We start from the raw sequence: 18679 nt of genomic DNA on the forward strand, positions 1-18679 counted from the left end.
GGTTTTCGGTATGTCTTTAAGACGAAACGAATTTTGCTTTATTATTTGGTATCAAATGCTACTATTGGTACCAAATATGTTGCAGATCGTACTTTCCGGTTCACATTGAAGAAAGGTAACTCGTTATGACAGATCGATTGGCAGCTTTGTTTAGTCATTTCTCCTTGAAAGCTTCTAGCTTTAATTCAGGGCCTTTGTGCGGTCTTAACGAGATTGAAAATTCAACTCAAGGTCAGTTACACCTTATTCGTTCGGGAAATGTTGAGGTTTGGCACGGACGACGAAAAAAATATTTTATTGAAGAACCCAGTTTATTATTTTATCCCAAACCACTTCGTAGACGATTTCAAACTAACGAAGAATTCGGTGCTGAGTTTCTTTGCGCGAATGTATCGTTTGAAGGCGAGCAGGCAAATCCTATTGTTAATGAATTACCAGAAAGCCTGTGTCTACCACTGTCATCGCTTCCACATTGCGAACAGGTTTTAACGTTACTTTTTATTGAAGCTGACGCTTGCTATTGCGGCCATCAAGTTGTCTTAGATCGACTTTTTGAAGTGCTATTAGTGCAGTTATTGAGAGAGCTGATGGAAAATGAAGAAATCAAAGTTGGAATGTTAGCTGGACTGTCTGACAAACGCTTACGCAGAGCAATTGTTGCCATTCATGATAGACCTGAAGAAGAGTGGACAGTGCAAACATTGGCCGAAGAGGCGCATATGTCACGTACACCGTTCACCAATCTGTTTCGAGAGAAAGTTGGCGAGACACCGGTAAAGTATTTGCAGCGTTGGCGTATTGGTTTAGTAAAAAAATGGCTCAAAGGCGGTCAGCCATTGAGATTAGTCGCTGAAGATGCCGGTTACAAAAGTGAATCTGCGCTATCTCGCGCATTTAAATCACAATGTGGTGTTTCTCCAAGAGAGTGGCTATTAAATGCTAATGAATAGTTTTGCACAAAATTAAATACAGAATAGATTTGTCAAAGGTGCCAGAGCGATAACTTTTATTACTCCGTGCGAATAATACTTTATTACTGATTTCTGTGAAGTTTATGAGTCGAAAACAAGAAATATACGCAAAAATGTTGTCGTTGTCTGTTCCTTATATCAGGAATGTGCAAACGCATTCTGCGATAACGAAAGGATTTAACAAATCCTGCTACCAGGAAGCAGAGCTGGTTCACAACCTATATGTTAGTATTCTTGAGCCAGAATTTACTTTACACGATATTCATTTTTTAAACCATCAAGCTAGATACTACTACGAAAAGGCAGAAGTTACTAAAACGCCGTGTTTTCACACTCAATGTCGTTTAATTGCTGAGTTGTTTTTGCTTGTGCCTGATGATATGAAAAGCAGTTTGGAGTGGTCGGGTCCACAAATCTTATAATGTGAGTAATGTCGGTTCTTGAGTTTTATTTTATTCTAATTTTGCAAATTTCTTATCTGTTTTATATTTAAGCGATTTTTAAGTCTACATTTTCCTATTTTCTTGATAAATTATAGTCCAACCAGACAGTTTGTATTCGTTAGCTACCGTAATAAACTGTTTGGATCTATAAATATAACATCAAAAATTTAAGGAAGTAGGTCTATGCCAATTGTGACAATTCAACAATCTCCAGGAAGAGCCAAAGAGCAACGACAATTACTGATTAAGAAAATTACCGAGGCTTTTGAAGAAGCGTACGGATTAAAATCGGAATCGGTGACGGTTTTCTTCCAGAATTTTGACGATTCTCATTGGGGTAAAGGAGGGTTGCTTCATGAAGATCGCTCAAAGAATACGTGATCAGAAATTCCTATAATAATTCTCGATAAATGCATCTATAATGCCTGGCATGGCCTTGAGCCATGCCTTGAGCGATTATGAGAATCAACGAATGAAACTAAATCATATTAATATTCGAGCCAATATGGAATTGCTTGACGCAGTAAAGCAATTTTACTGTGACGCTTTTGGTTTGAAAGAAGGATACCGACCAAAGGTGACTAGGAAGGGTTATTGGCTGTATTCAGATGATGCCGCGTTGATTCACCTGGAAGAAAGTCGGGACGATTTGCAAGCGGCACGTCGCGGTCATTTAGATCACGTAGCATTTGAATCAACGAATGTGAAATCTTTAATCGATAGATTAAATTGCATGAACGTGTCTTATCGTTCAAGTTATATCGAAGATCTTCATTTAACGCAGTTGTTTGTATTTGACCCGGTAGGCAATAAGATTGAAATTAACTTTCCCAGCGAAAAGCTGGAATAAAGTCTACTTACAATATTCGGTGTAAGTAGACTTATTGAGCGAATCATTTTTTGTAAACAGCTATACGTTTTTAATCAACCTAAAACCAATGTGGTTTGTTGATGTATCAATCGCTTCTGGATAACGTGCTGCCGGACGATATCGTGCGCAATAATTAGGTGCGCATAAAAACGAACCACCTTTTAGTACGCGTCTTGGTTTTTGTTCACCCGCTGGTGCATTTTTGTCGATACTCTCGTTTTCAGACCCACCGTTTGGATTTTTGGGTGAACAGCACGATTTGCTTGGATTATCCGGGTGGCGTTCACGGTAAAAATCTTTGGTCCATTCCCAGGTATTGCCAATCATATCGTAAAGGCCGTAACCGTTGGGTTCGTAACAGCCAACCGGTTCTGTGCCTGGCGGTTTGTCTTTTGTGCTTTCATGTGGGAATTGACCCTGCCAGGTATTTGCCATAATTTTTCCGTTGGGTTTTAGCTCTTTGCCCCAGGCAAACGTTTGGTCTTCCAATCCTCCTCTTGCGGCGAATTCCCATTGGGCCTCGGTGGGTAATTCTTTTCCGGCCCAGTCGGCGTAGGCTTTAGCATCTTCATACACAATTTGAACCACGGGGTGGTTTTCCAATCCATCAAGATTGCTTTCTGGCCCGCGTGGGTGTTTCCAGTCGGCGCCAGGAACGTAGTGCCACCAACACAATGAATGTGGATTTACTCGATGCTTTGGCTGAATAAAGACAGCAGAACCGGGTACGAGTAAGGAAGGGTCGGCGTCGGGATAATCTTCGGCTAGGGGCGCTTTTTCTGCGAAGGTAACGTAGCCGGTATCTTCTACAAATGCGCTGAATTCTTTATTGGTAACAGGGTATTTTTCCATCCAGAAACCACTGACGGAAACGCGGTGAATTGGGCCTTCTTCTGGGTAAGAGCCAATGTTGGAACCCATATTGTAAGTGCCACCGGGAATCCAAATCATGCTATCAGTAGAATTGGATTGGGTTTTTTTCGTTGTTTTTTGCGGTGCAGATAATTCAACAATACTCATGATGATTCGCCAAAAAATAATAAAATGATAAAAACTCTTTAATGCACGTTGCTGGTTTCTAAAACTTTGTGTGAGTAAAATAACCCCGCTTTATGGGTTACCTAATTTATGAAAGCCGTAAAAAGCGGGGTTATTGTTTAACGCTCTAAATGAATGGCTAGCTCCTTGTGTTAATCACGCCACAGCATGCCTGCAAATTCTTTTTCGGCATTGGTTTCTGCGGCATCATTTTGAATAGTAACCGCCACATTTTTAATGATTGCACCTTCAAACTCCGCAGGTGTTTCATAATCTTCTGTTACCGGTTGACCATTATCTCTACCGATATTCATGCCTTCACCGCAAAGAGAGAATTTACCCGGTTGGGTGATAAACTCATTGGTATTGAGATTAAGGAATGAATCGTCATCAAATGGGTTATCCCAAGTGATGTTTTGCTCGGTGCCGTCAACGAATAATTTAATGGTACCTTTGGTGCTGGAACCAAAATCATTATTTGCGGCGGTCGAATCCAGCGTTTCGATTTTATCAAACGCAACTCTTAGCTTAGTTGGGTTATCTGGATCAGAGCTAATGTTGGCAGTATCAAATTCGCAACTGGCTTTTTGTTCGCCTCTACCAATCCACTGATACACGTAGTGAAGTTTCGCTGTGGTGGAGCCAACTGCCGGAGCTTCGACATACAAGCTGTGACCACCAAAGCGACCGCCATGAGAAAATAAAACACCGTTCGGCTGCTGTTGTTGGGAAAGGAACGTGCGAATGGGCTTTTTATTTTTCTTAGTGTCTTGAGTTGCAGGTGCTTCAGCGGGTTTGTAAATTGAAGCCTCAATGGTGTAAGAACGTGTTCTCACATTGGGTGCTACAGCTTCTGGAATTTCCGACCCGCCCGGGAAATACTCGTAGGTGTAAGTAGCCGTGTCTGCATCGCCATCTTCAAACGGAGGCTCTCTCAGTTGAGGTCGTTCTTCACCCAATACTGCACTGGTAGAGCGATCATCCAATGGCATGCCATTGAGTTCTTCGGCTTGTTTAAACCAAAGTAATTTCATTTCTTCCAGTTTAACGAGCAACGCGCTTTTGTGATCTGGGTTGGCTGTTAAGAACGCTTCGGAAACCAAATTGGTTTGCTGAATAGGATCGGCCGCTAAGCTTAAACCATCAATTTGAGGAATGGCTGCGGGGCCATCCATGCAGTAAAGCTCCCACGTGTCTTTATCGAAGTTACTCCAATCCGATGGCGTAGGTGCGTGAACGGCACAAGCAAACCAGCCTTTGTGCCAGATGCCTCGTGTTCCGAGCATGGAATAGAATTGGGTGTCTTTCACCTCGTCAGGAATGAGAGGGTTTTCTCCACCAGCTAAGGTGTATGGGTACTGGTATTCTGGTTTATCCAATTCAGCGTTAAACGTGTATTTAAAGCTCACGCCTTCAATAGGATTTTGCACGTATCCGTTAACGACATCTGGCGGTTCAATTCCTTCAATCATTTCATAGATGGTTGGTACCAAATCCACTGCATGAATGTATTGTTTGCGGAATCCACTGTCGCCCGCATCTTTGGTGATGCCTGGGCCGCAGATCATAAATGGTGTGGCGTCACCACCTTCGTAGTTTGACCAGCGTTTCCAATATTTAAACGGTGTATCAAAACCCCAAGCCCAACCAGAAGGGTAGTGGTTGTAGGTTTTTAATGTGCCTAGATCGTCAATTAATGCCATATTCTTATCGATATCATCTTCAATATCGTTAAAGAATAGGTTTTCATTGACTGATCCGTTCGGACCACCTTCACCGCTGGCGCCGTTATCCGCTACGGCAACAATAATGGTGTTGTCGATCTGACCGGTTTCTTCCAAGTAGTCCAACAAGCGCCCAACTTGTTCATCAGTGTAGGTAGAAAATGCCGCGTAGATTTCTGCCATGCGTACAAACAGTGCTTTTTCTTTGCCAGAAAGTGAATCCCACGGTTTAACCCATTCCGTTGCCGGCCATTCTTTGCCATCGGGTACGCATTGAATATCGTTGTTGTTTGGATCGTAATCTGGGTTGCCTAATTCGCCTTCGCCGTGCGGGTTAATTTCGGCGGGACCATTGACGAGTTCATCGAAAATACCCAAGGTTTTCATGGTGGCGAAAACGTCTTCTCGATATTGTTCATAACCTTCTTTGAAAACACTGAAATGCTCGAAAGAATTCGCAGAGCCTTCTTCGTATTTGAGTGTTGTGTTGTATTTATAATCGAGAATTTTTTGCGGCCAAATTTGGTGAGGTGCGTGGTTGGCGCCTGGGCAGAAATACATCATCCAAGGTTTGTCTGGCGCAATGGCTTTTAAATCTTGGATGAATGAAATGCCTTTGTCGGCCAAATCTTTTGACAGGTGATATCCGCCTTCGGGATCTTCCATATCGGGTTTATAAGGCGGTTCAATTAAGTGATTATCGTAAACTAAATCTGGATACCACTGATCAGTCTCGCCACCTAAAAAGCCGTAATAACGTTCAAACCCACGACCTAACGGCCAATTGCGTTTATTTGCCGCTAAGTTCGCTTCTTCTTCAGGGCATAAATGCCATTTACCCAAGGCAAACGTGCTGTAACCTTGTTGATTTAGCGTTGCAGGTAAAAATGCATTTTCGAAAGGAATGCGTCCATTAGAACCAGGGAAACCCGAGGTTGCTTCTTCAATACAAGACATACCATTACTGGTAGCGTTGCGGCCGTTTAGCAAAGAAGAGCGGGTGGGAGAACACAGCGCTGTAGTGTGAAAATTGGTGTACACCAAACCTCGATCAACAATGCGTTTAAAGTTTGGCATTTTAATTTTGCCGCCAAACATTTCCCAAGCGCCGAAGCCGGTATCGTCTAAAACGATGTATAACACATTGGGGGCTTGTGCAGGCGCTTTGGGTTCCGCGTAAGGGGTCCAATCTGGGGTCGAGTCTCGAATATCGAGTTTGATAACACCAGAAAAGTCGTTATTGGAAGAACTACTTTTAGACATTCGTCGTGATCCATCCTTAATTATGATTAATAGTAAATGAAATATGTAACAACATTTTTCATTATGGATATCCACAGAAATAATTATGCGATTACTTCATAATTTATGTGTGAATTCGTGCGCGCAGTAATTAATTACACATAACTTGTGTGCAATTAATAGCGGTCAATAAACAGCGGGCAATGAGTATAAGAATTTAATATTCAATGCTTTATTTTTATAAATTAAGGTCGGACGTAACCGTTGTTAAGCGAATATGATGGATGAAAAGCTATCAGCTATGAAGAGTGTGAAATAACTGTACTTTACGACAGTGTCTGATTTTATAGGTCTGAAAGGGTTGAATGTAAAATAGAAGTTACGGTTTTTATTTTACAGTTTAAATATTTAATGTCGTTTTGTGGTGTGGTATTCGGGGTTTGAAAATAGACTCGAAAATATATTGTTGTTAAACGAGTTGGCGCTTAATTCATTCCAAAATTTCTTATCGCTATTTAAATTTATTTTTTAAAAGATTTTTATTTTTTTGGTTTTATGCAAATTTACTGTTTGTAAATTCTAGTGATTAGAAAAGGGTGGGGAGTTTCTCGATTTAAGGTTGGATTATTAACTAAATTGTAGCACTAACGCTAAGGCGCCGTGAAATTCTCAATTCCATGGAGTAAAGGCATCACTTATAATCCGCTTTAATAGGATCAGTGTGAGTTATTAAAAGTCCATAAAATGAATATATTTTTAAAAGATGTTGATAGTTCCAACTACGAAGCAGTGTGTGATTTAGAGGTTTTCGAAGGACAGGAAGAATACGTGGCTTGCAATATGTGGTCTTTAGTGGAGTCTCATTACAATAAAGGACACACTTGCAAGGCTATCTATCAGGACGATACGCCAGTAGGTTTTCTTATGTGGGTTCAGGAATCACCAGAGCAGGTGTCTATCTGGCGTTTTATGGTGGATAAGAACTATCAAAAAGCAGGTATTGGTAGTGTTGCCCTGAAAATTGCTTTGGAAGAAATCATGCGTACCTCAAATCTAAAAATAATCGAAATTTGCTATAACCCTCAAAATCCTGTGGCGAAAGAATTCTATTCTCGGTATGGTTTTCAGGAAGTGGGTATGGATGAAGAAGATGAAGATATGTTGGCTCAAATTTTGTTATGAAATTTTGACGCTGGTTAATGTATAAACCGTAAATATTAATGAAGTTCGATAAAATGAAAACAATAATGTGTTCTAGGAACCTCTGACTAACTCCAAAATCACTCAGCGTGATCTCAAGCGTGCAGTTGCAAGGCGCCGTTTGTAATTAATGGCCTGAGTCCTTAATAAAAACGGCAACGCCGCAAATGTGCGCTTGAGAACACGCCTTTTCAGGGCCTGCCAGTTTTTTCCTGCTCTGCGTTGTGCTTTTTCGATTTAACCCGTTAGACCTTCAAAAGCACGCCTTGATCAGAAAAAAACTTGTTGGCCTGAGTGATCTTGGAGTTAATCAGAGGTTCCTATAGACCATTAGGACAAGGCGAGTTGGATCTTGTTATTGAGTCTGGCTACAAAGCTTGGCCACCTAGATTACCAGAGCAACCCATTTTTTACCCCGTTACCAATGAAGAATACGCCGTGGAGCTGACTCGGTGGAATGTTATGGATTTTGGGATAGGTTATGTCACAAAATTCGAGGTTGCTCAAAGCTTTTTGGATAAGTACCCAATCAAGTGTGTTGGTGCAAAACATCATACTGAATGGTGGGTGCCGGCAGAAGATCTCAATGATTTGAATGCAAATATTGTCGGTTTGATTGAGATTATTGGCGAATACAAAAACTGATAAAGCGATTGACGCAACGCCGGTGTTGTTTGCTCAATTTGAGTGTTATGCTTTTTCGTCCAAGCTTTAATTGAGTTAATCCCTGATTGATCTGGAAGCGGCGAACACTATGCAGCAAATTCTTATCTATTCAGATAGCCTCACCTGGGGAATCATTCCCAATACTAGGCAGCGCTTGCCGTTTGACAAGCGTTGGCCCGGTGTTTTCGAAAATACGTTCAATGCTTTAGGGCAAAATATCCGGGTTATTGAGAATTGTCTCAATGGTCGCAGAACGGTGTGGAGTGATCCGTTTAAAGATGGCAGAGACGGTTCGAAAGGTTTGGCGCAAGTCATTGAAATGCATTCTCCCTTAGATTGGGTGGTGTTGTTATTGGGGTCGAATGACTTTCAGTGTACGCACGACAATAACGCTTGGCTCTCGGCTCAAGGCATGACCAAATTAGTTCGAATTATTCGCCAAGCTCCAATTGAGCCAGGTATGCCCGTTCCTGAAATAATGATTGTAGCTCCGCCGACAATCGTGAAACCCAAAGGTGTAATTGCGCATAAGTTTCTGGGTTCAGAGGTGCGTTGCGTGGGTTTAGCTGCTGAATTAGAACAAGTGGCGAACGAAAACTCGGCGCACTTTTTTAATGCTGGCGACGTAACCGAGGCCAGTGTTGTTGACGGAATCCATTTGGACGAAGATCAACACGAAGTTTTAGGTAAAGCGCTGGCTCACGAGATTGCCAGAATTACTAACCTTTGATGTAACTCTTTACTACAGGTGCAAGTTCTTAAAGACACCAGTTATTAAAGGAAAAAAATCAAACTTGCTATTTGTTCTGTTTGATCAGTTCTTTGAGTATTTATATGAAACCTAATGTGGTCTTCGGTAATATCCTTGATCAACCCGTAGATGTCATCGTTAATAGTTGGAATCGCAATATTATTCCTTGGTGGTTATTGATTCCTCAAGGCGTTTCGGGTGCTATTAAAAAGCAAGCTGGATTGCAGCCTTTTGTTGAAGTGGGGCGAATGGGAGCGATTCCATTGGGTGAGGCGAGAGAAACTTCGTCGGGTAAATTAGACTATCAATCCATTATTCATGTGGCGGGCATTAATATGTGTTGGTTTGCCACGGAATATTCCGTTAGACGATCGGTTGAATCGGCTATGGAAATTATCAACGCTAAAACTTAAGGAGCCTCTGATTAACCTCAAGATCACTCAGGCCAAAGAGTTTTTTTCTGATCAAGGCGTGCTTTTGAAGATCTAACGGGTTAAATCGAAAAAGCACAACGCAGAGCAGGAAAAAACTGGCAGGCCCCGAAGGGCGTGTCTCAAGCGCACATTTGCGGCGTTGCCGTTTTTATTAAGGACTAAGGCCATTAATTGCAAACGGCGCCTTGCAACTGCACGCTTGAGATCACGCTGAGTAATGTTGAGGTTAGTCAGAGGCTCCTAAGCGTGTTGCGTTTCCGTTGATTGGATCAGGTTCGGGTAATCGTGGTCAGGAGTGGTCGTTTAACATTATGCTCGATACGTTTGACGGTATCGATTCTGATTCAGAAGTAACTCTCGTTCGCTATAAAAAGTAAATATTTTTAATTTAAGCGAACGAGGGTTAAACCGCGTTATTTTAGTTGCTGGTCGATAAACTCAACGCTGGTAGTCATCAGTTCGGTCATTACCTCGGGCTCAAAAAAGTGGTGACCGGAATCTGGGTAAATCTTCCATTGATGAGGTTTATTGTGTTTTTCGAGCAACGCTTTAAATCGGTGTGCGTGTTCAACATCAACAATGTCGTCTTGGCTGCCATGAATAACAAAAATAGGCCGTTGTAAATCCTGAATTTTATAGATGGGAGAAATGGTTTTTAGCTGGTCGTAGTCGATTAGTGAATTCCCGACTTGTTCTTTATACCATTCATCAACGCTAGAACTCAGAAAGTGGGCGTTTAAATGCAGATTTAAATCGCTCACACCCGATACATTCACACCACATTTGAACAGTTCAGGGTTGTCTATCAACAACATGCTGGCGGCGTAACCGCCGTAACTGAAGCCCATAATGCAGACTCGTTGTTCGTCGACTTCTGGCATTGCAATGACTTTTTTTGTGGCCTCTAGAATGTCACGTAACATGCCGTCACCCCACTGTTTGGTACCGGCTTTCTCTAATGCTTCTGAGTATCCACTAGAACCACGGAAGTTAACTCTTAATACGCCGTAGCCTTTTTCCACCAAAAACTGGCTGTGAAGGTCAAAGTATCGGTCGTCATGAACACCAATGGGGCCGCCGTGTGGCATGACTATCAACGGTGCTTTTTGAGTCGATGCGTTTTTCGGCAAGCTCAATAAGTAGGGAATAGTTAAATCATCGACAGCAACGCTTCCTTCGATTAATTGACTGGATGTCTTTCCTAATACCGCCGGATAACGGCTGCCCAACAGTTTGGATTTTTGGGTTTTGTTGTCGATTAATAAATAATGGCCGGGTTCGTCGTGGGTAATTCGATACGCCAGTGTGTATTGGCTTGAATAGTTGGCTCCAATACGAAGGTTTAATTCTGCTTTTTCTTGGGCAGACGTTTCGTCTTTTGCGTTTGCAGTTTCAGTAGCGTCGAAATATTCAAAATCAATAAAACCGTTTCTTAAAACCTTAACGCCGTAGATATTATTGTTGTCGTCGTCCGCAATAAAATCGGTGATTTTGTATGAGCTGGTTTGATAAAATAATTGAATATCACCCGTTTTAAAGTTAACTCGATAGATAGAGCGTTCAATATCTTCGTTGAGATCTAAACAATAAAACTCATTGGCTTTATCGGCCAAGGCAATTGGGAAAAAGTCTTTTTCTTCCGAGAGTACTTTATCGTTTTTCCAGGAATATAAAACCGTCGCTTCACTATTTTCGTCGATGTAATTCAGTATTAACTCATCGTCTGAGTGATAACTTAATACCGCTTTGGGCTGGTCCGATTGTGAGTACCACGCTAAGGCGTAACCGTTAATCGAGGCTATTTCATTTGCTTTGGTAAATTGACCACCATCAATGCGGGTTAACTTGTTTAACTTTTGATTGTAGTTGTTTAGCAACGAGATTTTTAAACGATAAATTTTAGACGTAGAGCCGTTTTTAGCGTATAGAAATTCCCCTGCGGTTTCTTCAAGTGGATTGACTAATCTACCCGAGGTGCGCACGCTTTTTATATCGAGTTCTTCGAAAGGCGTTTGCAGTAATTTTCCGTTGTCTTGTGGAATATTAATAATCAGCAAATCGTGTCTAACTTTGGTGTCTTTAAGCTGATGAATGCCTTCTCGATAAAGGGAATACTGAACCGCAAGATGGTTGTCATCTAACCACAGCATGCTCGATATGGTGCTTTTTTCGTGGTCGGTAAACGTTTTGGTATCCAGCAGTGTAAGGCTTTGGCTTAGATCGGTGCTTTTAATTTCGATACGTTGGTGTTTATTGTCAAATGATAACAACGCAACCCACTGACCGTTGGGGTTCATGACCGCTGTCGATAAACCGCCGCCGTTAAAAAAATCGTCTGCTTCTAGGGCAGAGGCGCTGTGAACAGAGATCAATATTGAAACGAACAGAAATAATACTTTGTTGAGTCTGCGTGGCGTTTTCATCATTGCTGTAGCTCCTGATAGAAGTCGTCGCGATAACCTAGTCCGATTCTTAAGGGCGTTTGTACCGACGCTTTTTCTAAATGCTGGGTGAGTTCTGGTAGCGATTGCGAAAATCGATTGATTAAACCCACATCAATTGCGTTTACCGAACGCTCTTGTTCTATTTTTAATCTGCCTGCGTAGTTAATGTGAGCTTCTTCGATGCTCACCCGCCAAATTCTCCGGCCGTCTGTTTGTATTCGGTAGGGCAAATTATACAACGGCGCGGTTACTTCTTTTATTTGATACAAGCCTGCGGGAATGTCTGCTACGTAAAAACCGTTGTTTAAATTCTTTAAGTTCACCGAGTAATCGGTTCGTAATCTACGACCAATGGTGTAGGTGTAATTGTCGGCTTTTTTGTCCAATCTGGATATTTCCAGCGACGAGGCGGCGCTGGTGGTTGCAAGTTCAATGAGTAAGAAGCCGTTTTTTTTGGTTTCAATAAAATTAAAGTTTTGTAGAGGGGTTAGGCGCAGTTCTTTCTTTGCCGCGATTGCTGCATTGCTTGCCAATAAGGTAAGTCCGGTGAACAGCAAAAACAGAGGTATTCTGATGTAGGATGGTTTCATATCAACGGTGTTTAATGGCTAATATCAAGGGGTGTTTACGGTTATTCCGTGAGGGAAATTCGGTGTGTTAACAGAATTTAGTGTTACCACGTTGGCAATTAACTCACCTAGATTCGATTTTTTAGTATTCATGATAGTTCTGTTATTGAGAGGTACTTTTAACTCTATAACATCTTGAATTAGGTTTCACATAAACCTTAGAATCTTGATCTTAACAAATGCACGGTAAGATTCTGTTGTTCGTTGTTACCTAATACTTATGTTACCTAATACCTATAAAGATTAGATTCGCGAAAGCATGCTTAGCATGCTACTGCGATGTTTGAGTTCGCCTACCGTTGAGAAAATGTGTATGTCTAAATTTCTAGCTCGCCTTAAAGTGCCAACAGCGGCTTTGTGTTGCGCTTTCCTACTGGGTTGTGAAACCAGTCAAGTTAATATGAACGATGCAATCACGGATTCTACGCCAATTGCAGAAAACGAAGGATTGGTAGTTGCTCGTATTATCGATGCGCGCCAGAGATCTCTGCCATTTAATCACCTGACGCTGACTCCAGAAAATATCAACGCCGCCAGTGATATCAAGTACGAGCGAGCAGTTTCATCACCACCTCGGGCAAATGCCTCAACGGTGTTTGCATCGGCTATTCCTGCGGGTAAATACGCGGTTTCCAGTGTTCGATCTTACTACGCTAATTCCCAATATTACTATGATACGGGTGCCCGCGCCGAAACAACGATGGGAACCTTTGAGGTTCGTCCGGGGCATATCACCGATCTAGGAACGCTGGTTGTGTATCCCAAGGTTAACGACGATACCTACAATACGATTGTGTTTCGTTTGCCAGAGAATAATCTTGGTGAAATCTTAAGCATTCACTACCCATTTTATACTTTTAACCCTCATAACCTATTAACCTGGGACGAGGACGGTCGCGCCGACGATCGACTCAATACTTATATTTCGGCGGCTCAAAACCCAGTAGTCTTTAACGATAATTTAACCACAGACAGCGGCCACACCTATTTCTTGAGCCAGTTTGGTGTATTGGTTGAAAGAAATCCCGATGGAGAGTGGAATTTAGACGCCGTCGATACGCATTTTGGTCTTAAGACCATTGCGGAAAACAGCCGTGGCGATACCGCAGTGGGCAGCGAGGAAGGGCTGATCTATTGGCGACAATCCGGCGGTGAGTGGAAAGAAGCCCCTCTCGATGAACACCTTATCGTCAATCATCTGTATTTCACCGATGATGATCGAATCTACGCGATTGCGAGTTCGGCAACGGATTTAGAAATCTATCGAGCCGATGCGTCTCAAGAAATCTTGGATTGGGAATTATTCAATAGCCACAATTCCGTGAGCGGTTGGTTAACCAACCCGATTCCTGCGGAACAAATTAAGTCTTTTAAAAAGCGTTCTATCATCAGTTCTAACTTTTATGAATTAAATGGCGAATTTATTCTGACCCACAGAACAACGCGTAACGCGGGTGACTTGGCGTCTTACAATGTTAAAACAGAATATTTCCGTTACGACCCAGAAACTTGGGACGTAGAACCGTTGGAAAAGAAACCAGAGATGGTTGCGGTTTTAGCGGCGGGCAGCGAAACACTGGGTATTAATGATCCGGGTTTTTGGTCTTTTCAACAAAAATCCAATTATTTCCGTTATCAGTCCAGTGATGATGCCTGGGTGAAGATTCCAACGTCTATTACTTGTCCTTCGTGGGGTGAAGAGTTCAGCCCTTCATTGGAAGGCATTTGTCGTAAAAGTACTAAGCCGGAATCGTCTACTAAAAAATCCACCAAAGGCTTTGATTTTTTAAGTGTGCCTTGGTTTGAAGAAGATGGTCACGGTGTTGCGATCGTTAAGTTCAGCATTGGTAATTTTTGGGCAGCGCAAGCCGACGTTGAAGTGAGAATTCTTGAAACCAAAGACGGTGGTTTAAGCTGGAATATTACCGATAGAGAGCTGCCCAAACCCTATTGCAGCTCCATTGTGGGTACGGTCTCAGACGTATTATTGTTGTCTTGTAATGGCGCTACCGGTGATTTCTACGAATCAACCGACCGCGGTGAAACCTGGAATCACGTTCGTGAGCATCAAAATCTCTAAGGTTTGATAACAATACGCGTTGTTAAAAAGCCTTCAAATCTTAAAAGTTTGAAGGCTTTTTTGTATTAGGGCCTGTTCACACTAATTTAACCGCACCTGTCGCCCCTAAAACGCGTCAGTCTAGGCGTGAGGAGTGCAGTTTAGCGGGCTAAATAAGCGACGAACAACAACGAATGGCGTGTTTTAGGGGCGACCCTAGGGGCTTGGCGTATTTTTCCCGTATTTCGTGTTGCAGTTCGTTCATTTGGAACAACCAAATCACACTCACTGCGCCTAAAATACGAAAAAAATACGCTCTAGCAGGTATGATTAAATTAGTGTGAACAGGCCCTAGGTTTACTTTCGAAATCATTAAGCCGTTGCTAAAGGTTAGGGGATGGTTAACTTGGCAATGTTATGAATGGAATAATTTTTATTGGGCTGCAAGCCAGTGGTAAATCCTCATTTTATCAACAACAGTTCAGTACAACGCATATTCGACTCAATATGGATATGCTGAAAACTCGGCATCGAGAAAATATATTGTTTCAAGCCTGCTTAAACTCAAAGCAACCGGTGGTTATTGACAATACCAACCCTACGGTGGCACAACGAGAAGCCTATATTGAGGGTTTTAAAGAACATAAATTTAACATTACCGGTTATTACTTCGAAGCTAATTTATCAAAATGTCTAGACAGAAATGCCGCCAGGCAGGGTAAAGATAAAATTCCTGAAATAGGAATAAAAGGGGTATATAAAAAACTCGAACTGCCAACGTACGGTGAGGGTTTTGATTGTTTGTATTACGTTTCCTTAACCGGTGATGGTTTTAATGTGAGTGAGTGGAAAAGTGAAATTTAGTGAACTTGATGACAAGATGCGAGTGTTCGAAACAGCACACGATCACTGCGTGTTACCTGGTATTTACATAGTTGTTCGGCTCGATGGTCGATGTTTTACAACACTAACAAAAGACAAGCACAGCTTTGAGGCACCCTACGACCTAACATTTAGGGATATGATGGTCGACACCGTTAAACATTTGATGCAGTGCGGCTTTAATGTTGTTTATGGTTACACCCAAAGTGATGAAATCTCATTATTGCTCAATTTGAATGAGAATACATTTGATCGCAAAGAGCGAAAATTAAATTCGGTATTAGCCGGAGAAGCGAGCGCTAAATTCAGTTTACTGCTTGGCGATATGGGCGTGTTTGACAGCAGACTTTGTCAATTGCCGAACAAGCAGCTAGTGATCGATTATTTTCGCTGGCGCAATGAAGACGCACACAGAAATGCGTTGAATGCGCATTGTTATTGGTATCTTCGAAAAGAAGGCGTCGCTCCAAAAGAGGCAGCGGCAGCTTTTTCTAAATTGTCGGTATCGGAAAAGAATGAATTTTTATTTCAAAGGGGAATAAATTTTAATGAATTGCCGAGCTGGCAAAAAAGAGGAGTGGGTGTATATTGGCAATCTTATGGAAAAGAAGCGATGAATCCGCTCACGGGCGAAGTTGTTAACGCGTCACGCAAGCGCCTTTATACGGATACCGAATTACCAATGCGTGAGCAATACAGCGATTTTATCGCTGAGTTTTTATAGAAACCGGTACTTTGTTTTGGTAATTTTATCTTAAATTTCTTGATTCTTGTTCTACCATTAGACGTGCGAAACCGTTCACTATTAGAGCTTATCGTCACTTATGGTAAATCAACATGACTGATCATCAATCGCCGGTTTGTGCTCATCCTCAAGCGCACCGTTTGCACCGAGCCGGTTGGCTGAGAGCTGCGGTTCTCGGAGCAAATGATGGCATTGTTTCAACGGCGAGTTTTATTGTTGGAGTGCACGCCGCTGGCGGTTCCCACGCTCAAATTGTACTTTCAGGAGTTCTCACTTTAATTGCTGGCGCTGTGTCAATGGCGGCGGGTGAGTATGTTTCGGTGAGTTCTCAATCTGATATCGAAAATGCCGATTTGGAATTGGAAAAAACCTCTTTGGCTGAAAACGCAGAGTTAGAGTATCAAGAATTGGTTGAGATATACCGCTCCCGTGGTTTGAGTGATTCGTTGGCTCGCGAAGTAGCGCGAGAGCTGATGGCAATTGATCCGTTAAAAGCTCACGCAAGAGATGAGATAGGTATTCAAGATGTATCTCGTGCGCGACCTTTTTTAGCTGCGCTGGCGTCTGCGTTCGCGTTTATGTTGGGGGCGGCTTTACCATTACTGGCCGCAGGCCTGAGTTCTCTTGCCTATTTACCCTGGGTCACTGGTGTTGCGTCTGTTGTGGCATTGGTGATTCTTGGTTTGTGGTCGGCGGTATTAGGCGGCGCCTCAAAAATACGATCAATGTTGAGAGTGGCCTGTTGGGGTGTGATTGCTATGGTAGTAACCAGTGGCATTGGTGAGTTATTAGAGGCGCTTATTTGAGCTATAGGCTCTTAAAGAAGGCTTCTGTATTTTATTAATGATTATATTTTTTGGGTTATTAATAAAATAGATGTTTTAATAATTTTTTATTTTTTAAGTGCAAGATGCTCGTAATCAAAGCGGTTGTTGAAGGTTATTTTAATACATTTGTTTTGTTAAAATAACCGCTGTGTTGTGTTTTGGTATGCCTGCCTTTTCTGTTTTAAATCAATTAATTTATCGTTCCAAGGTTTATAGTTTTCTCACTTACAGCGAAAAGTGCTTTGCAATTAACTGGCTTGGCTTTTTGGAAACGATCATTGTTTCATTTACAGTTGTTTTATTCATTATTTTTTCTTCAATATTTCTATAAAAATATTTTGTTAATGCATAAGTGAGTTTGACTGGCTTTTACAAGCTGGCTGTAATCAAATTTTAAATTATAGAAGCTCAGGAGAATCTCTGATGAAAAATTTATTAAAGTTTGCTGCTGCAGGAATACTAGCGGGTAGTTCCTTGTGGGTTCATGCGTTTGAAGAGCAGCAACTCTACGGTACGTGGTGTTTCTACGAGCAGGAAGAATCAGGAAACATTGCTCCAGCGCAAGTTAATGTCACATTTAATACTGATGGCACCTATCAGTGGATGGATACTCAAGTACAACAAAAAGGTACTTGGCGCATTCGTGAAAATGATTTAGTGCTTTCTGAAGCCGGTGCTCATAAACTTGTTTCTGTATCTGGTCATCGTATTGTAATGACACGTGATGTCACCATGAAAATGAGAAAGGATTCTTGTTTTTAAGGATTAATCTTTAGATTCTTGTGTTGTTGTACACAAGCTATGAGACCATAAAAAGCACAGAAAATTTCTGTGCTTTTTTAGCTGGGGCGGCTTGGTTGTTAGATAATGCCTTGGTTTTTCTGATAGATATAAATCGCGACTAAAATAACAATGCACCAAAATAATGTGCTGACAATCAATACTCTTCTGCTGTCCATTGTTGTCGACCTAGAAAAAAGCCGACATAACACATACCCCGGACCTTTAAAAACAAATTCAAATATTATATCTACGATAAAATAGATCAAAATTCGTATTAAAAATTTTATGGGTTCGAATAAGTCGTCAATCATAGGTTTGTTTTAACAAAATTTTCCGGCGAGCTTAGGAAATAATTGCGGTAACTCATCTTCGTCCCAGGATTCACCGGCTGGGTTGTCAGGTTGCTGTAAATTGGGTTGCGGCAAACTTGCGCCCGTTTTTTCGGTATAAGCATCGTCTATAGCGTAACGAAAATCTTCCAGTTCTATTTCGTCTTCGTATTCCAGTTCGGCGAGAGAGTCCGGATTTTCTAGGGCTTGTTTATAAACCTGTTCGCCTTCAGAAATTAGAAAATCTCTAAAGTAGTCAAAGCCGTCATCAGAGCAACCACCGTTAATTAAATAAGCCGCACCCCAAAGATCCCAACGGTAGGTTTCGACTAATTTTTGGCGATATTCAACGTTAAATGATTCAATGTCTACAGGGGAAAGCTTGTTTAATACTTGTTTTAATGATTCCGGTCGTAGGTAGATATCGTTGTTTGATAACGATTTGGCTTTACTGATAATTTCCCAAAACTGATAGCTCATTGTTTTCCCTTATTGTTTTTGATGGCGCTATTTTGTTTGATCGGGTACAAAAAAGCCACCCGAGGGTGGCTTGGAGGCTTTAGGAGCTTCTGATTAACCTCAAGATCACTCAGGCCAAGGAGTTTTTTTCTGATTAAGGCGTGCTTTTGAAGGTCTAACGG

Annotated in this window: 18 protein-coding genes; 13 read left to right on the plus strand and 5 right to left on the minus strand. The window is 41.8% G+C overall.

Translation table 11 applies throughout. The features are described 5' to 3' along the window. The first annotated feature begins 125 nt into the window (after positions 1-125). From LU361_RS16990 to LU361_RS17005, 4 genes are all read left to right on the plus strand, one after another. Positions 126-950, plus strand: coding sequence for an AraC family transcriptional regulator (locus LU361_RS16990; protein ID WP_233090149.1), 825 nt, complete (start codon positions 126-128; stop codon positions 948-950). A gap of 104 nt (positions 951-1054) precedes the next feature. After that, positions 1055-1393, plus strand: coding sequence for a hypothetical protein (locus LU361_RS16995; protein ID WP_233090151.1), 339 nt, complete (start codon positions 1055-1057; stop codon positions 1391-1393). A 204-nt stretch (positions 1394-1597) separates the two neighbouring features. Further along, positions 1598-1795, plus strand: a complete 198-nt coding sequence (locus LU361_RS17000; RefSeq protein WP_233090152.1) for a tautomerase family protein — start codon at positions 1598-1600, stop codon at positions 1793-1795. A 91-nt stretch (positions 1796-1886) separates the two neighbouring features. After that, on the plus strand, positions 1887-2264 hold the full coding sequence (locus LU361_RS17005; protein WP_233090154.1) for a VOC family protein: 378 nt from the start codon (positions 1887-1889) through the stop codon (positions 2262-2264). A 60-nt stretch (positions 2265-2324) separates the two neighbouring features. Here the strand turns inward: LU361_RS17005 and LU361_RS17010 are convergent, their stop codons facing one another. Both LU361_RS17010 and LU361_RS17015 read right to left on the minus strand, forming a co-directional pair. Next, positions 2325-3305 (minus strand): formylglycine-generating enzyme family protein, encoded by a 981-nt coding sequence (locus LU361_RS17010; RefSeq protein WP_233090155.1) that lies wholly within the window; start codon positions 3303-3305, stop codon positions 2325-2327. A 170-nt stretch (positions 3306-3475) separates the two neighbouring features. Then, positions 3476-6310: a sulfatase-like hydrolase/transferase gene (locus tag LU361_RS17015; protein ID WP_233090156.1), complete on the minus strand. Its 2835-nt coding sequence runs from the start codon at positions 6308-6310 to the stop codon at positions 3476-3478. Positions 6311-7033: 723 nt separating this feature from the next. On the opposite strand from LU361_RS17015, the gene LU361_RS17020 reads away from it, so the two are divergent. The 4 genes from LU361_RS17020 to LU361_RS17035 all read left to right on the plus strand — a co-directional run bounded on the left by LU361_RS17020 (position 7034) and on the right by LU361_RS17035 (position 9319). Beyond that, a complete protein-coding gene (locus LU361_RS17020) occupies positions 7034-7471 on the plus strand; it encodes a GNAT family N-acetyltransferase (RefSeq protein WP_233090158.1) in 438 nt (145 codons plus the stop codon). Positions 7472-7834: 363 nt separating this feature from the next. Beyond that, positions 7835-8134 carry a hypothetical protein gene (locus LU361_RS17025; RefSeq protein ID WP_233090159.1) on the plus strand — a complete coding sequence of 100 codons (300 nt, stop codon included), beginning with the start codon at positions 7835-7837 and terminating at the stop codon, positions 8132-8134. A gap of 109 nt (positions 8135-8243) precedes the next feature. After that, positions 8244-8885 (plus strand): SGNH/GDSL hydrolase family protein, encoded by a 642-nt coding sequence (locus tag LU361_RS17030; protein WP_233090160.1) that lies wholly within the window; start codon positions 8244-8246, stop codon positions 8883-8885. 104 nt (positions 8886-8989) lie between these two features. Beyond that, complete coding sequence (locus LU361_RS17035; protein ID WP_233090162.1) at positions 8990-9319, plus strand: macro domain-containing protein; 330 nt, start codon at positions 8990-8992, stop codon at positions 9317-9319. Positions 9320-9753: 434 nt separating this feature from the next. On the opposite strand, the gene LU361_RS17040 is transcribed toward LU361_RS17035, so the two are convergent. After that, entirely contained in the window at positions 9754-11766 is a 2013-nt protein-coding gene (locus tag LU361_RS17040; RefSeq protein WP_233090164.1) for an alpha/beta hydrolase family protein, read from the minus strand. Next, entirely contained in the window at positions 11763-12374 is a 612-nt protein-coding gene (locus LU361_RS17045) for a hypothetical protein (RefSeq protein ID WP_233090166.1), read from the minus strand. Before LU361_RS17045 ends, LU361_RS17040 begins: the two co-directional genes overlap by 4 nt. A 352-nt stretch (positions 12375-12726) precedes the next feature. On the opposite strand from LU361_RS17045, the gene LU361_RS17050 reads away from it, so the two are divergent. The 5 genes from LU361_RS17050 to LU361_RS17070 all read left to right on the plus strand — a co-directional run bounded on the left by LU361_RS17050 (position 12727) and on the right by LU361_RS17070 (position 17688). Then, entirely contained in the window at positions 12727-14493 is a 1767-nt protein-coding gene (locus tag LU361_RS17050) for a beta propeller repeat protein (RefSeq protein ID WP_233090168.1), read from the plus strand. Between the two features lie 396 nt (positions 14494-14889). Further along, positions 14890-15336 (plus strand): ATP-binding protein, encoded by a 447-nt coding sequence (locus tag LU361_RS17055; protein ID WP_233090170.1) that lies wholly within the window; start codon positions 14890-14892, stop codon positions 15334-15336. Beyond that, positions 15326-16078 (plus strand): tRNA(His) guanylyltransferase Thg1 family protein, encoded by a 753-nt coding sequence (locus LU361_RS17060; RefSeq protein ID WP_233090171.1) that lies wholly within the window; start codon positions 15326-15328, stop codon positions 16076-16078. Before LU361_RS17055 ends, LU361_RS17060 begins: the two co-directional genes overlap by 11 nt. 113 nt (positions 16079-16191) lie before the next feature. Beyond that, a complete protein-coding gene (locus tag LU361_RS17065; protein WP_233090173.1) occupies positions 16192-16905 on the plus strand; it encodes a VIT1/CCC1 transporter family protein in 714 nt (237 codons plus the stop codon). A gap of 444 nt (positions 16906-17349) precedes the next feature. Beyond that, positions 17350-17688 (plus strand): hypothetical protein, encoded by a 339-nt coding sequence (locus LU361_RS17070; protein WP_233090174.1) that lies wholly within the window; start codon positions 17350-17352, stop codon positions 17686-17688. 341 nt (positions 17689-18029) lie between these two features. Here the strand turns inward: LU361_RS17070 and LU361_RS17075 are convergent, their stop codons facing one another. Next, the gene (locus tag LU361_RS17075; protein ID WP_233090176.1) at positions 18030-18518 is read right to left on the minus strand and encodes a DUF4240 domain-containing protein; all 489 of its coding nucleotides are present in this window, start codon (positions 18516-18518) and stop codon (positions 18030-18032) included. Positions 18519-18679 lie beyond the last annotated feature (161 nt).

This window comes from Sessilibacter corallicola, from assembly GCF_021290925.1.
GTDB classification, from domain to species: domain Bacteria; phylum Pseudomonadota; class Gammaproteobacteria; order Pseudomonadales; family Cellvibrionaceae; genus Sessilibacter; species Sessilibacter corallicola.

What these genes read in the sequence shown, in the direction of transcription:
- LU361_RS17000 (WP_233090152.1), top strand. Translation starts at nt 1,598, where the DNA reads ATGCCAATTGTGACAATTCAACAATCTCCAGGAAGAGCCAAAGAGCAA.
- LU361_RS17065 (WP_233090173.1), top strand. Translation starts at nt 16,192, where the DNA reads ATGACTGATCATCAATCGCCGGTTTGTGCTCATCCTCAAGCGCACCGT.
- LU361_RS16990 (WP_233090149.1), top strand. Translation starts at nt 126, where the DNA reads ATGACAGATCGATTGGCAGCTTTGTTTAGTCATTTCTCCTTGAAAGCT.
- LU361_RS17030 (WP_233090160.1), top strand. Translation starts at nt 8,244, where the DNA reads ATGCAGCAAATTCTTATCTATTCAGATAGCCTCACCTGGGGAATCATT.
- LU361_RS17020 (WP_233090158.1), top strand. Translation starts at nt 7,034, where the DNA reads ATGAATATATTTTTAAAAGATGTTGATAGTTCCAACTACGAAGCAGTG.
- LU361_RS17070 (WP_233090174.1), top strand. Translation starts at nt 17,350, where the DNA reads ATGAAAAATTTATTAAAGTTTGCTGCTGCAGGAATACTAGCGGGTAGT.
- LU361_RS17040 (WP_233090164.1), bottom strand. Translation starts at nt 11,766, where the DNA reads ATGATGAAAACGCCACGCAGACTCAACAAAGTATTATTTCTGTTCGTT.
- LU361_RS17005 (WP_233090154.1), top strand. Translation starts at nt 1,887, where the DNA reads ATGAAACTAAATCATATTAATATTCGAGCCAATATGGAATTGCTTGAC.
- LU361_RS17015 (WP_233090156.1), bottom strand. Translation starts at nt 6,310, where the DNA reads ATGTCTAAAAGTAGTTCTTCCAATAACGACTTTTCTGGTGTTATCAAA.
- LU361_RS17075 (WP_233090176.1), bottom strand. Translation starts at nt 18,518, where the DNA reads ATGAGCTATCAGTTTTGGGAAATTATCAGTAAAGCCAAATCGTTATCA.
- LU361_RS16995 (WP_233090151.1), top strand. Translation starts at nt 1,055, where the DNA reads ATGAGTCGAAAACAAGAAATATACGCAAAAATGTTGTCGTTGTCTGTT.
- LU361_RS17050 (WP_233090168.1), top strand. Translation starts at nt 12,727, where the DNA reads ATGTCTAAATTTCTAGCTCGCCTTAAAGTGCCAACAGCGGCTTTGTGT.
- LU361_RS17055 (WP_233090170.1), top strand. Translation starts at nt 14,890, where the DNA reads ATGAATGGAATAATTTTTATTGGGCTGCAAGCCAGTGGTAAATCCTCA.
- LU361_RS17035 (WP_233090162.1), top strand. Translation starts at nt 8,990, where the DNA reads ATGAAACCTAATGTGGTCTTCGGTAATATCCTTGATCAACCCGTAGAT.
- LU361_RS17010 (WP_233090155.1), bottom strand. Translation starts at nt 3,305, where the DNA reads ATGAGTATTGTTGAATTATCTGCACCGCAAAAAACAACGAAAAAAACC.
- LU361_RS17045 (WP_233090166.1), bottom strand. Translation starts at nt 12,374, where the DNA reads ATGAAACCATCCTACATCAGAATACCTCTGTTTTTGCTGTTCACCGGA.